Below are 13,813 nucleotides of genomic sequence, written 5' to 3'. Positions count from 1 at the left end.
GGGGCAAGCTGTACGGCATCGCCTCCACCGGCGTCGCCTTCGAGTTCGACCCCTGGAGCAAGAAGGTCACCAGGACCGTCCCGGTTCCGGTGACGGCCGGAGGAACCGGCACGCTGATCCAGGCCGCCGGCAAGATCTACGGCACCGACGGCAAGGAGGTCTACCGCCTCGACACCGGGACGATGACGGTCTCCACGGTCGTGTCCGGCCTGGCCGCCCAGACGTACGGTGACCCGATGCTGGCCGCCTCACCGGACGGCCACACCCTCTACACGCTCAAGGCCCGCAACCTCGTGCGGATCAAGCTCTGACCGATCTCGCGCGATGGTCATGCCTATGACCTAGGAAATGGCGCGGCGAGCGTCCCTCGGCCGGTGTACCCACCCAGGACCCATCGGTCGAGGGCTCGAGGATGCCCGCCGCTGGGTGATGGGCGACGTTGCCCCCGCCGTGATCCCACCGTGCCAGGGCTGCGCGATGTCATCCACGAAGCCCACGGATCAGATGCCCTGTAGCGCAACATGTCTCGATATAGCCCAACAAATCGGCAGTGGGTCGCTACAGTGCTGAGATCCGCCGCCGTCGTCCCTGGAGTCACTCTCGTCATGCCGAACGTAGAACCGCTCCGGCAGGGCGACCCACCGGTGGTCGGCATGTACCGTCTGATCGGCCGGCTGGGTCAGGGCGGGCAGGGTGTCGTCTACCTCGGTCAAGCGCGTGACGGCAGGCCGGTGGCGGTCAAAGTGCTGCGGACCGGAGACGAGCGGCTGGTCAAGGAGATCGACGCCGCCCGCCGGGTCCAGCCGTTCTGCATCGCCCAGGTGCTGGACGCCTCGCTGGACGGCGTGCCGTACATCGTCACCGAATACGTCCAGGGGCCTTCGCTCCAAGAGGCGGGCCGCCACCAGGGTGCCGACCTGCAGCGGCTGGCGGTGGGCACGGCCACCGCGCTGGCCGCGATCCACCAGGCGGGCATCGTCCACCGGGACTTCAAGCCCGGCAACGTGCTGCTCGGCGCGGACGGCCCGCGGGTGATCGACTTCGGCATCGCCCGCGCGATGGACCAGGCTCGCACGGTCACCAGCAGCATCGTCGGCACCCCTGCCTATATGGCGCCCGAGCAACTCGCCGGTGAGCTGGTCGGCCCGGCGGCCGACGTGTTCGCCTGGGCCTCGGTGATCACCTTCGCCGCCACGGGTTCGCCACCGTTCGGCGAGGACTCGCTGCCCGCGGTGATCAACCGCATTCTGCACAACGAACCCCAGCTCGCCGACCTCCCGCAACCGCTGCGCGGCATCGCCCTGCGGTGCCTGGCCAAGAATCCCGCCGATCGGCCGACGATGCAGGATGTGATGTTGCGCCTGCTCGGCGGCCAGGCGGCGGTGCCCGGCGAACCGGGGCCGGTGCCCGCCGCACGCCGCCGGAGACCCGCGCCGGGCCGGCGTACGGCGGTGGCCACGGCCGGGGCGGTCGCCATCGCCGCGATCGCCACCACCGCGGCGCTCGCGCTGTTCTCCGGCGACCCGAGCCCGAGCCCGGCCCTGTCCGCCCTGGCCCAGCCGGCCACCACGAAACCCACGGCCAAGAAACCCGCCACGACGAAGCCCTCAGCCAAGAAGCCCGCCACGCGGCGGCCGACCGAGAAACCCACGGCACAACGATCGACGGACAGGCCCGCCACGCAACGGACGACCAGCCGGCCGACCGTGCGAAGCACGCCCAAGCCCGCGGCCAGGCCGGACATCCGGATCCTGTCGGTGGAGGCGATGGGGAACAAACACCCGCCCTCCGACTGCCTCTACGGCGCCACGTTGATGAAGGCCATGGTGGAGGGCCCGCCGGGCATCGACTTCACGTACTCCTGGATCTTGGACGGCAAGGTCGTGGCGACCTCCCAGTGGGGCACCCGCGAAAGCGCCACGCAGCTGCCCCAGTACGGCCCCATCACCGAGCTCGGGACGCACCGGGTCGTGCTGAAGATCAACTCACCCGTCAGCATCCAGCGCAGCGTCACCTTCGAGAACTGCGACGACGACTGATGGGCCCCCTGGCTCCCGGAGACCCGGAGTTCGCGGGCCGATATCGGCTCCTGTTCCGGCTGGGCGAAGGCGGCCAGGGCGTGGTCTACCTGGGCCAGGCCCCGGACGGCCGGCGGGTTGCGGTCAAGGTGCTGCGGAACGGGGACGAGCGGCTGGCCAAGGAGATCGACGCCGCCCGCCGGGTCGAACCGTTCTGCATCGCCCAGGTGCTGGACGCCTCGCTCGGCGGCATGCCGTACATCGTCACCGAATACGTCGAAGGTCCCTCGCTCCAGGAGGCGGGCCGCCACCACGGCGCCGACCTGCAGCGGCTGGCGGTGGCCACGGCCACCGCGCTGGCCGCCATCCACCGCGCCGGCGTGGTACACCGGGACTTCAAGCCCGCCAACGTGCTGCTGGGCCCGGGTGGCCCTCGGGTGATCGACTTCGGCATCGCCCGTGCCACCGACACCTCCCTCACCGTTACCAGCAGCATCATCGGCACCCCCGCCTACATGGCGCCGGAGCAGCTCGCCGGTGCGCCGGCGGGGCCACCGGCCGACGTGTTCGCGTGGGCCGGGGTGATCGTCGCCGCCGCGACGGGCAGCCCGCCGTTCGGCAACGACACCATGCCGGCAGTGATCAAGCGTGTCCTGAACGACGAGCCGCACGTGGGCGATCTGGCTCCGCCGCTGCGAAAGATCGTGCTCGACTGCCTGGCCAAGGACCCGGCCGACCGGCCCGGCATGGAGGAGGTCCTGCTCCGCCTGCTGGGCGGCACGCCGCCCACGCGCCCGGGACGGCGGAACAGGGCTCAGCCCGTACGGCGGGGCGGCAGGCGGATGCTGGTGCTGCCGATCGTCGGGGGCGCCACGGTCACGGCCCTGGCCACCGCAGCGGTGGTGTGGTGGTGGCCGCCATCGACCGCACAGACCATCACAGCTCAGCCCGGCTCATCCCGTCAGCCGAGCTCATTCGCTCACCCGAGCTCGTCCCCGGCCTCGACTCCCCCGCCGACGAGGATGAAGACCAAGAAACCGGACCCCGCCTCCACGGTGAAGCCGACCCCGACGGCTGAGCCCGAGACGACTACGAAGCCCACAGCCCAGACGTCGACCGCCCCCAAGCCCACGCAGACCACGTCAAAACCCAGGACCGGCGGCGGAGTCAGCGTGTCGATCCACATGCAGGGCGCCAAGCTGAGTCAGGGCTGCTGGAGCAGCGGCACGACCGTCTACGCCGTGCTCAAGCCCACCGGTGGGCGCGTCGACTACACCTACCGGTGGATCGTCAACGGCGTCGACAAGGGGCGCAGCCCCTCGCTTCCGCTGAACTCGGCGCAGAAGGAGTACGGGCCCCAGGGATTCGACTCACCGAGCCGGAACCGGATCATCTTCAAGCTGCTGACTCCGCAACAGGTGCAGCGCTCGGTGACCTTCGAGATCTGCCCGCCCTTCACCACCCAGTGAGCGCAGCGCGGCGCCTTGGTGCGGCCCTGCGCCTTCGACTCGCGCTGGAAGCCGACCTGTACCGGCGTCTACCCGCAGGTGGTGCGGGTCGCCGAATCCACCGCCTCCGCCATAGCGCGCCGCCCGCCGGCCCGAAGGCGATGGCGAGAGTGGCAGGCGTGGTCGCCAGGGCGTTGAGGGTGGCGAAGTGGCTGCTGCCCCACCGGCTCGTTGACGGTGGTGGCCTGGCGCGGGGTGAGGATGCCGACGAACCCGATCTCCCAGCCGGAGAGTGCACCCGGTGGATGGTCGCACCGCAGGCATCGCAGCTCAGACCAATGAACGGGATTTCGGCACCCCACAGGGGACATCGACGCGTTCCCTTGTTCTTGTCCCTCACAGCGCGCTTGGTGCGCCCGGCAGTGCCGGCTCCTGACGGCGGGTGACGGGTCGTACGAGCACACACCGAGCATGGCCGGAACTACCCGCGCCCGGCCGGCGACCACAGCAGGCCATCGTCTCCCACGTCGAGTTGAGTCGCTGCGAGAGCCCATCTCGGCAGCGGCCTCCGCACATCGCTCGAGCCCCGGGTTACCGCGCCGCCCGTGTCTTCGAGCACTGCCTGGTCAGTGCGGCCGCGGCTCCTCCCACGCCGCGGCAGAGACGGGGAGATGACGGTCCACGACCAAGCCCCGGGAAGCCGGGCCGGTCCCCGCCAGCCAGAAAATCGCGGCCACAACCCGGTGCACCATCGCGACGTATCGAGTCTGCCGGTGCTGTTGCCAATGGTCCTATACCTACCAGCAGGCTCCAGGATTCAGCTCCACGCGGCAGAGGGATCATGTCCGGCTCATCGCGGTGCAAGTCATACGCCTCGTGGCGTGGCTGCCATGCCGCCCGGCCGCGCGGTCCGCCGGCGCGAGGTGCCGGCAAACGTCGTCCTGAGCACATCCGTGATCAAGGCTGTGGAGGTCACTCCTGCCCTGCGCCTGACGATCATCGACGATCCGTACGGCCCTCGGTGTGCTCCACAAGCTGCCCCGACAACCCCGCCTCCTTGACCAGCCGCCCCCACCTGGCTGATCGCCCAGTCTGACGAGCGATCGCAAGGCCGGTCGGCATCTCACCATGTTTGGCCCGCATTCCCGATCAGCGCGAAGCTCGGCCGGCCAGCGATCACACGGCCGGTGACGGCCGGTTCAGCTACCGCGATACTGGCCCCCAGACTGGCCAGCAGCGGACGAACCCAGCACCCCGCTGATCGCCTCCGGCCGGATCCTGGACGGCCACGGCAACCCGCTCGCCGGCGCCAAGCTGGACATCTACCATGCGGCCAACAACGGCGCCTGCTCCGGGCCGGTGCGACGACGGAGTGCCCATCCACAAGGAGGACCTCGCCGTCCTCATGGACACCGGAAGCCTGGACGACGACGACCGGCTACCGACCGGCGAGCCCGCACCACACATGGGGCGGTCCTGGCCGACGAGCAGAACAGCAACGTTTCTGGCGAGCCCACCAGCGACGCGGCCGTGGTCGCTCTGCAGCACATGGCCGAGACCCGGGGCCGGCTGGATGAGGCGGCTCGGCTCTCGGTGCCCCGGCTTCTACCAGATTCGCGACCGGCGCCGCTGACGTGCTCCCCGCCCGCCCAGACTCCGCCTGTAGCCGACCGGCGGTTCGAAATACTCGTGTTGAGCGGCGACAGCCGTGTGATCTCCCCCTCCATAACCGATCGGGACGATCCGCCGGCAACGCCCATGGGGGTCCGTGCCTGACTCCGTGACCGGCCGGACGCGCCGGCCTTTCCGGCTGCTCGCTGGATCTGCCGAAGGACTGAGCGGGTGCGCAGTAGAGCCGGGCGCTACAGAAGCGCGCCCGGCTCATTCGTCTCCCGTCGTGGGATCAGCGCTGCTCACGTACGCGGGCCGCCTGGTCCTGCGCGTGCTGCTTCGTGGTCTGCGCCGCGTCCGCGGCCGACTCCTTGACCTGCTGGGCCGCCTCCTGCGCGGTTGACTTGGCCTCCTGGCCCAGCGACTGCGCCGACTCCTTGAGTGAGTCGACGACGGGCTCGACGTAGTCGCCCACCTGCTCCTTGACCTGGAGGGCGGCGCGTCGTTCGGCCCGTGTCTCGGGGATCAGCGCGGCGGCCAGGGCCCCGAGGCCGAATGCGATCAGACCGGCTGCCAGCGGGTTGCCCTGCGTGGTGCGCATCGCGCGCTCAGGCGCGGCCTTGACCACGTCGGCGGCCTGGACGGCGTTGTCCCTGACGACGTCGGCCGCGTGGGTGGCGTTGTCGCGCACGGTGTCGCCGGCCTCGGACAGGGTGTGCCGCACGCTGCCCGCCGTGTCGTGCATGCGTTCGGTGGCGTGCCCGGAGGTGCCCATCACGCGCTCCTTGAGGTTACGGGTTGTGGTCCTGATGCGTTCGGTCCTGCGGCGGAGGATCTGGCTGGGGCTGGTCTTGTCCGCCAGCCGATCGACATCGCGGGCGATCTCTGTGCGGGTCTGCTCGATCTCCTGCTTCAGTTCTTCAGATCGCGTGCCCACTGCGCGTCCTCCTTCAGCGTCTGTACGGTCTTCTCCGGCACCGGCGACACGGTCCGGAGTTTGTTGCGGCCCATGACGAACATCACCGTTGCGGCGATGCCCCACAGCAGGGCCACGATAAGCGCGGCCCACCCGGCGTCGATGGCGGCGTCCAGCGCCCAGACGAGGGCGAGGCTCAGGAACAGCGCGCTCATCCAGCCGGCGAAACCGGCACCGCCGAACATTCCGGCGGCCTTGCCGGCCTTGGCCGCCTCTTCGTGGATCTCGGTCTTGGCGAGTTCCAACTCTTGGCGGAACAGCTTGGACAGGTCGCCCCCGAGATCGCTGACGAGGTCGCCGAGCGAGGGTTGGGAAGTCGAATCAGGCGTGCTCATCGGACGTCACCGTCCGGATAGCGGGTCGGGTCCGAATACGAGACGGGCGGCGTCACCGGCGTTGTGGGCGCTTCCGGCACCGTTCCGTACGTTAAGGGCGTGGCGGTCGCCGGGGGCGGCGTCACCGGGGTGACCGGGTCATGGCGCACCGGGGTTGGCGGCGCGGCGGCGGTCGCGGGCGTCCCGGTACGCGGGAGGTCCTGCCACTGCTCGTCGTCCTGGGCGGCCTTCGTGCCTGCTTTGGCCAGGCGGCCGAAGAGGAAGCCGGCTGCCAGCGCGCCCGCCAGGAAGAGTCCAGGACGGCGGCGCGCGAAGTCCTGTACGTCGCTGGCGGCGCCGCCGAAGCCCCGATCCTCCAGGTAGTCCGCGGCTTTGTGGCCGGTACCGGCGACCTGCTGGAGCACCCCCTGCACGGGGCTGTCGGGCTTGCCGCTCTCGGTCATCCCATGCAGGTCGTCGGCCCACTGGCGCAGATTCTGCGCGGCCCGGCGGCTTTGGGAGTCGGCCTCGTCGCGCACTCGTCCCCGCAGCTGGCCGACGGCCTGACCGGCCTGTGCCTTGAGCTCGCCGCCGACGTGGCGGGCCTGCTGGGTGGCGGTGTGGGCGGTGTCGGCCGCGGCTGCCTTGGCACGATCCACTGTGCCTTGATCGGAGCCAGAGTATCCGCTGCGGCCGGATGTCGGGAATTCACTCATCGGGGTGGCTCCTCTGCCATCGCGGTAGGTGCCACCCTGACTGCCCTACACATCTCCGGGAAACTCGTTCATTTGCAGAAGTCAAATCATAATGATCGTTTATTCGCGATAAACGCCCCACATAAGTACTGCGACGTGGATTTATTTGATATTTGCGTGAACAGCAGATTTCCGCAGAAAGTTCGCGTCGTTTCGGTGGACGACGTCGGGGCAGGGAGGCATGCTCCGATCCGCTGTACGACGGCCGGTCCGTTGGGACATCCTCGCCACCAGCTACGACAGGTCATCAAGCACACCACCCGCCCCGCCTCCACCGAGGCCATCTTGTCGCCCGTCACCCGCACCACCTCTCTCCTGGCCTACCAGGCGTGCTGGAGATCGGCCGTGCCGCACGTACCACGACCTCCTGGCCAAAAGAGGTGGGCCGCCCGGCTGAGCATCGGTGCCCTCGGCTCACTCTGCGCCGCATGACGGCCCATGCTGATCGCTTGCGCCACACGTTCCCTTTTCCGTATATGACCAACAAAGGTGCGCGCTCGAAGGGGCGGAACCTGGTCGAATCTTTCTATCGGACCAGCTCGACCAGGCATCCCCGGGCGGTCCAGGACCTCACGGAATCCTTCGCCACGCTCCTCGAACAGCAGGGGCTCATCAAGCGGGAACGCACTCCGGGCGGGCGCCGCGAACGCTACGTCGTCGACGACGAGCTCTGGGTCCGCTCCACCCTCGCGGCCGTGCAGCAGAACGACACCCTGATCGCCGCATCACACCGTGCGGCCCAGATCCTCGGGGCCGCAACCCCGGCCGGCGCCCGCTTCAGCGTCGCCGCCGAGTTCCTGCTCCTGGTGAACACGCCCCTCCGGGAATTCATGGAGCAGTGGCAGCAGAACCACGCCGACCGGAACGCCCGTACACCCCTGTCCGAATAAGGCAATGGCCCCCCACGGGGCGTGAGGCCTCCAGGCAGGCCAGACCGCCTATCGATCCCATCCGTGGTCACGCGCATGTATGTGATAGCAGGCCGTTATCACGTACCTGCCCGGCTACAGATCGGACGGATGGCGCCTGGGTCCTTCGCCGCTCGCAGCGGCGGCACTGCCCCAGGACGCGCCTTCCGCCGTCGCGGAGGAGGACGGCGTCTGAACCGTGCAGGCCCACGTCTGTTGGTGTCACTGGTCAGCGCGAGATGCTGCGCTCGTTCTGAGAAGACGCAGGGTCACGCCCGTTACCCAGAGCTGCCTTGCGTCCCGCCCGAGCGGTAGCCCTGTCAGGCGTACCCGTGATCACCGCCACCAACGTCACCGGCCGTAGCGCTCATGGCCCTCACCCTGGCCGGTGCCGGACGCGATCACTGGCTGCGAGCGCTCGTTTTCGGGTGACGCATGCGCATCGTCACGAGCCGGCTCGCTGTCCAAGAGTCCGCGCGGCGTGTGTCGCGCGGGGCGATGAGCTGCCACCAGCCGTCGACCTGGGGCGGGTCGTTGACGTCGACTTTTTCGCCTGGCCGGGGCACGGGTGGAACTCGGCGGCGAACTGGTCGAGCTCGCCCAGGACCGCGACCAGGTCACGGCATCCGTCCGATTCGATGGGCAGCACCAGGACATTCGGGCGCGCTACCTCATCGGATGCGACGGCGGCGGCAGCACCGTGCGCAAGCAGGTCGGGATCGACTTCCTCGGGGAGACGTGGGAGCAGCAGCGGATGCTGTTCGGCAATCTCCGCGTCGACGGACTGGACGCCTCGGTCGCACACATGTGGGCCAACGGCTCCGGCGGCGGCATGCTGACCCTGGCCCCGATGCCGAGGAGCGGAACCTGGTTCTTCACCGCACCGCTGCCGCCGGACGGAGGCCAGGGGTCCTCCGCGGTCTCGGTGGAGACCTTCGCCGACATCTTCTCGCAGCGGGTCGGCATGCCGGGGGTGCGCTTCCACGATGCGGTCTACCTCTCGGTGTACCACGTCAACATCCGTATGGTGGACCGGTATCGAGACGGCCGCGTCTTCCTGGCGGGAGACGCCGCCCACGTGCACACGCCTGCCGGCGGCCAAGGTATGAACACGGGCGTACAAGACGCCTACAACCTCGGCTGGAAGCTCGCGCACGTCCTGCGCGGAGCGCCCGAACCGCTGCTGGACACCTATGAGGAGGAGCGTCTGCCGATCGCCGAGCATGTGCTGGCCTCGACCACCGCCCGGGGCAGGTTCTGGAGCAGCGACGACTCCGCACGCGTGTCGGAGCGCATTGTCGGCGCGTTCCAAGGCCGGGACCCGTTCAGCGACGTCAGCCAGCTGAGCATCACCTACCGGGGCAGCAGCCTGACCCGCGACCTGGATGAGGCGATCGGCATCCGTGCCGGCGATCGCGCCCCGGACGCTCGCTGCATCGAGCCGGCGAGCGGCGAGCAGGTGAGGCTGTTCGATCTGTTCCACGGCACGCACTTCACGCTGCTCGTCTTCGGTCTCAAACCCGCACCCCAGCTGAGCGAGGGTCGGCGCGGCGAGGTCCGCACGCATCGCATTCTCCTTCCGGGGCTCCCCTGCAGCGACGGCGAAAGCGCACTCATCGACTCAGCGCGAGAGGCACACGATCTCTATGGGGTCGACGGCAACGGTCTCGTGCTGATCCGCCCTGACGGCTACGTCGCCCTCGCGGGAGGCAGCTGGGACGACCAATCCGTGGTCGACTACCTCCAACGCGTGACCGGCGATCGAGCGCACGGCTTCGAGCATGGGCGGCAGGCTCTGGAGCTTCCGTCCTGATACGTGGTAGGACAGCGTCCGCGATGGCCGGCTGGCTGAGAAGCGAATGAGCAGCAAGCGGCGGTAAAGTGACCATGCGCCCACGCCGAATAGGCGCACGCCCATTCGTCAATTGCTCGCAGGAGGACTCATGCCAACGGGTGTAGCCCTACGCGATGCACGGGCGCAGCTCTTCGCCGCCGCCGAGCGGGTCCTGATGCGCGACGGCGTCCGCGGACTGACCAGTCGCGCCGTGACGGACGAGGCGGGGGTCTCCAAGGGAGTGCTGCACCGTCACTTCGCGCACTTCGACGACTTCGTGGCCGAGCTCGTCCGCGACCGCATCGCCCGCCTCGAAGCAGAGATCGACGCGCTGACGGAGGCGGCCGGCTCGGCCACTGTGGTCTCCCATCTGGCTGAGGCTCTGACCCGCATCTTCACGCCGGTGAACCTTGGCCTGGTGGGCATCATGATGGCCCGTGACGATCTGCGGTCCCTATTGCGCGCGACGACCCCGTACGGCATTCCCATCCTCACCGAGGCCGGCACCGGCCTCGCGGCCTACCTGGATGCTGAGCGCCGCGTCGGTCGTGTCACGGCGGACGCGGACGTTCGCACCCTTGCCCTGACCCTGATCGGCACCGGTCACCTGCTGTTCGCCGGAGAGCTCGGTGCGCTGCCCGACTCCTCGGCCGTCCGGGAGATCGTCGAGGCGATCACCGTCGGTGCGGAGCCAGGAATCCGTCCCTGAGCACAAGGTGTCCGACTGGGCGGCGCCGCCGGTCGACGACGCCACGCTGGAAGCGCTGTGCGCGGACTGATTCGTGAGCTGGGCGGTACGAGGTAGCCGCGGTCGACCCTGCGGTCGCGCGGGAGTGGACGGTCGCCCGCCGCTACTGCAGGTCCTGGTCTCGCCTTGTGCACTCCCCCTGCCTTCGCGGGGTCCTCGCCCGCCAGCGCAGGAGCCAGCATCATCCTGAACCGCCCTCCGGGGCTTGCTTGAGCCGTGTGCCGCGAGGAGTGGCACGCACGGTTCTGAGGGGGCCGGGCGCAGCAACGCCTCCCGGCTACCCGCCGAGTTCCGGGCGAGGTGTCTGCGTCAGGTGTTCACGAAGATTGTTTAGCGGAGTTGAAAGACAGCCACTGAATCTTCAGGCGGCTCCCTTGGCCGCCCGGCGTTCGGTGTCGTGGTGCCGCAACGAGGTTGTGCCCTGCCGCCAGCGAGTCAGCACGTGCTCGGCCCAGTGGCGTTCGAGCGTGAGCGCGCAGGCGGCCCCGTACAGGATGTCGCCGGCCAGCGCCGGCTCCTGCGCGGCCAGGCCCGCGCACAGCTCGTGCGCGGCGATCTGCTCGTGCACGGCGTCCGCCTGAACGTGCTCGTCGTAGAAGCGGGTGGCCTCCTGGTCGCCGCCCAGCCTGCGCAGCGCGGTGGCGTAACGGCGATTGGGCAGCGACGAGGTCATCTCCAGCGCGGCCAGGTGACCCGCCAGAGCGCCGCGCAGGCGCCGGTGCAGCCCGAACAGTGACATGGTGTTGGAGATCGCCAGTGTGATGCCGGGCACCCGGTCGAGGTAGGCGCCGTAGCCGTCGTCCAGGCCGATGGCGGTCATGGTGGATCTGAACAGCTCAGCGTGCATTCGCTCGGGACGGCCGCCGCCGTACTCGTCGGCCTGGATCTCCACCAGGGCCGCCTTCGGTCCGCCGTGCAGGCGCGGGATCGCCCAGGTATGCGGGTCGGCCTCCTTGAGGTGGTAGATCGAGCGATGCGTGACGAACTCTCGGAACTGCTCGATGCCGGCCTCGCGCTGCAGGTAAGTCGCCACCGATGGGCCGTCGTCCTGTGCTACCAGGTCGGTCAGCGCACCGCGCACCTTGTCGGGCGGCACGTCCGCCGGTCTCGGCACGGCCAGCGCGAGCGCGCTTTCGAGACTGCGTTCGAGCACGCTGCGGGCGGCCAGCAGCGAAGGCTGCCACTCTCAGCGCTCATCCGCCCCCTCGAAGCCGCGGTAGTGCAGCTCGTAACACGCGAACAGGGCGAGCTGGAGGTCGTCGTCGTGCAGCGCCTGCTCGGGCGCGGGTGCCACCGGCGGGAGGTGCACCTCTCCGGGACGACGGCCGAGCCGGTCGAAGAGCGCGGCCGTCATCGGGCCACGCGGGGCGGGCAACCGCATCACGCACCTCCCACGCAATGATCTCGCCGCATCACGCGTCTATCCTGAGCCTCGAATGCAACACTTCATCCCCCGTATGCGGTGTTGTCAGCCTCATCTGCCCCAGGTCAAAGCCCACTAACACCACCTGTCACACTGCCGGCAGCGTTGCACCCGCTGTCTCCGCCTCCCGCGCGAAGCGCCGGCCCGGCGTGGTTGTCACCGGCCGGACGCCACGCCGGCCGCCACGTGCTCGGTCAGGCGTGCGCCCCAGCGGGTACGCGTGCGGACTCCTGTCCGCTCATGCGTTCCTGCGGCAGCTCAGCGTGCGTGATGGCCGGATGTGGGGATTGGCGCAAACTTGACCAGGTTTCCGTCCTCGTCCTCCCCCGTCTTCAGCGGAGGACGAGGACGGTGCTCACCAGGGGCGCCGGGCTCGATGACTCGCGGTGCCTCAGACGCTTGCACCTGCGGCCGGATCTCCTCACCGCGACTCTCCCAGCCGCCTCCGCCTCCCGCAGCAGCTTCGCAGCCGACTGTGCCGGGAGGCGGAGGAGACCGGGCGCCTCAGCGGTTGGCGGCCAGACTGGGCACCGGGTGCTCGCCTTCGGTCTGGAGCCGGTACTCGTGGCCGGATTTCGCCCGGTTGTCGTCGATGATCCGCTCCGACGGCGCCTTCTCGCCGTTCATGAGGGCTTGCTGCATCTTCTCGAAGCGCTCGTGGGCCTCCTGTACGTAGCCCGTGCCCAGGGTCGTGTAGTCGATCTGGGTGGCGATCAGGTCGCGCAGGTAGGCCTTGTTCGGCTCGAACGTGACCGGCGCCGGCAGCTCGGGGGCGCAGACCTGCTCCGGGTCGCGCCCGTCGTGCTTCTTGAACAGTTCGGCGGCCAGCCGCAGGTGCTCCAGCTCCATGTTGAGGTGCAGCTCCCAGATGTTCTTCACCTTGGGATCGGACTCGGTCTCCATGAAGGAGTGGTAGAGGTAGCACTCGTTGTATTCGTGGTTGAGCAGCATCTCCCACCAGCTTTCGCCGGGGTCGACCAGGGATTCGTAGTGGGTGACGTGCTCCTCCTCGATGAGGCCGATCTCCTGGTAGAGCTGCCGGGCGATGGGCTCCATGTAGGTGGGGCCGACGTTCATGTAGAAGTTCATCGTCTGCTGCTCGGCCGACATGATCGTCAGGGCGTGCAGCTTGGAGATGGGCGCGGTGTTCTCGCGGTCGTAAGGCTCCCGTACGTTGTCGATCGGGTCGCGGTGGTGCAGGTGCGTCGGGCGGCCTGGCATGACCTCGGTGAGCTGATCGACGATCTTCTCGGCCTTGCGGTGCTCGATCATCTCGTACAGGTTGGCGTAGCGGTAGAGGTGGTCGAAGTCCTCCAGCACGCCGAATTGGTAGGCCTGTTTCAGGTAGGCGTCCGGCTCCATGCGCGCCACCCAGGCCGTCAGGTCCACCGCCACCTGCTCATAAGCGATCGTCGTCTCCAGCACTGAGGCCAGACCGGGCAGCAGCCAGTTGACGACCTTCTGTTGCTGGGCCTCGATGTAGCGGACCCGGGCCAGGTGCTGCTTGAGCTCCAGGTCCGGGCAGTGCCGGGCGAGCTGGTGGCTGAACAGAATCGCCTCGACCTCGATCCCGTTCATCGTGATGATCCGGCACCGCGTGTACGGGTCCGCGTGGTCCGGGTCGATCGGGGTGACGTTCAGCTCGCGCCAGTTGCGCAGTTGCTTGTCCAGCGGGATGCCCCGCTCGTGCAGTGGGTTGAAGGTCATGGTGGGTGCGCTCCTTCGCGCTGGTCCTGTTGTGCCGGCGTAGCGCGCTGCCCGCCCGCCCTACCCGAGGC

General features: G+C 69.0%; 11 protein-coding genes and 1 pseudogene. 6 read left to right on the top strand and 6 right to left on the bottom strand.

Annotated features, from left to right (window positions below; translation table 11 throughout):
- The 3 genes and pseudogenes from ETD85_RS63950 to ETD85_RS51770 all read left to right on the top strand — a co-directional run.
- A pseudogene (locus ETD85_RS63950) lies at nt 1-311 on the top strand (PQQ-binding-like beta-propeller repeat protein); the annotation flags it as partial.
- Nucleotides 312-605: 294 nt separating this feature from the next.
- Nucleotides 606-2,039 carry a serine/threonine-protein kinase gene (locus ETD85_RS51775; protein WP_170247321.1) on the top strand — a complete coding sequence of 478 codons (1,434 nt, stop codon included), beginning with the start codon at nt 606-608 and terminating at the stop codon, nt 2,037-2,039.
- Nucleotides 2,039-3,487, top strand: a complete 1,449-nt coding sequence (locus ETD85_RS51770) for a serine/threonine-protein kinase (RefSeq protein ID WP_138697228.1) — start codon at nt 2,039-2,041, stop codon at nt 3,485-3,487. Before ETD85_RS51775 ends, ETD85_RS51770 begins: the two co-directional genes overlap by 1 nt.
- A gap of 1,882 nt (nt 3,488-5,369) precedes the next feature.
- Here the strand turns inward: ETD85_RS51770 and ETD85_RS51765 are convergent.
- The 3 genes from ETD85_RS51765 to ETD85_RS51755 are packed head-to-tail and all read right to left on the bottom strand — an operon-like array spanning nt 5,370 to nt 7,026.
- Nucleotides 5,370-6,014 (bottom strand): DUF3618 domain-containing protein, encoded by a 645-nt coding sequence (locus ETD85_RS51765; protein WP_138697227.1) that lies wholly within the window; start codon nt 6,012-6,014, stop codon nt 5,370-5,372.
- The gene (locus ETD85_RS51760; RefSeq protein WP_138697226.1) at nt 5,990-6,388 is read right to left on the bottom strand and encodes a phage holin family protein; all 399 of its coding nucleotides are present in this window, start codon (nt 6,386-6,388) and stop codon (nt 5,990-5,992) included. The genes ETD85_RS51765 and ETD85_RS51760 overlap by 25 nt, the downstream gene beginning before the upstream one ends.
- Nucleotides 6,385-7,026 carry a hypothetical protein gene (locus ETD85_RS51755; protein WP_138697225.1) on the bottom strand — a complete coding sequence of 214 codons (642 nt, stop codon included), beginning with the start codon at nt 7,024-7,026 and terminating at the stop codon, nt 6,385-6,387. The genes ETD85_RS51760 and ETD85_RS51755 overlap by 4 nt, the downstream gene beginning before the upstream one ends.
- Before the next feature lie 572 nt (nt 7,027-7,598).
- Between ETD85_RS51755 and ETD85_RS51750 the strand changes: the two genes are divergently transcribed.
- The 3 genes from ETD85_RS51750 (at nt 7,599) to ETD85_RS51740 (ending at nt 10,573) form a co-directional block, all read left to right on the top strand.
- Nucleotides 7,599-8,012 (top strand): hypothetical protein, encoded by a 414-nt coding sequence (locus ETD85_RS51750; protein ID WP_138697224.1) that lies wholly within the window; start codon nt 7,599-7,601, stop codon nt 8,010-8,012.
- Nucleotides 8,013-8,598: 586 nt separating this feature from the next.
- The gene (locus tag ETD85_RS51745; RefSeq protein ID WP_170247320.1) at nt 8,599-9,843 is read left to right on the top strand and encodes an FAD-dependent monooxygenase; all 1,245 of its coding nucleotides are present in this window, start codon (nt 8,599-8,601) and stop codon (nt 9,841-9,843) included.
- A 130-nt stretch (nt 9,844-9,973) separates the two neighbouring features.
- Nucleotides 9,974-10,573, top strand: coding sequence for a TetR/AcrR family transcriptional regulator (locus tag ETD85_RS51740; protein ID WP_138697222.1), 600 nt, complete (start codon nt 9,974-9,976; stop codon nt 10,571-10,573).
- A gap of 400 nt (nt 10,574-10,973) precedes the next feature.
- Here ETD85_RS51740 and ETD85_RS51735 read toward each other — a convergent pair whose 3' ends face one another.
- From ETD85_RS51735 to ETD85_RS51730, 3 genes are all read right to left on the bottom strand, one after another.
- A complete protein-coding gene (locus ETD85_RS51735; RefSeq protein ID WP_240779987.1) occupies nt 10,974-11,765 on the bottom strand; it encodes an iron-containing redox enzyme family protein in 792 nt (263 codons plus the stop codon).
- Between the two features lie 33 nt (nt 11,766-11,798).
- Nucleotides 11,799-11,993: a hypothetical protein gene (locus tag ETD85_RS66390; RefSeq protein ID WP_240779986.1), complete on the bottom strand. Its 195-nt coding sequence runs from the start codon at nt 11,991-11,993 to the stop codon at nt 11,799-11,801.
- A gap of 546 nt (nt 11,994-12,539) precedes the next feature.
- A complete protein-coding gene (locus ETD85_RS51730; RefSeq protein ID WP_138697221.1) occupies nt 12,540-13,742 on the bottom strand; it encodes a hypothetical protein in 1,203 nt (400 codons plus the stop codon).
- Between the last annotated feature and the right edge of the window lie 71 nt (nt 13,743-13,813).

Origin of the sequence: Nonomuraea zeae (genome assembly GCF_005889725.1) — a bacterium.
Lineage (GTDB): Bacteria > Actinomycetota > Actinomycetes > Streptosporangiales > Streptosporangiaceae > Nonomuraea > Nonomuraea zeae.
This window is presented reverse-complemented; position numbering and strand designations above follow the sequence as displayed.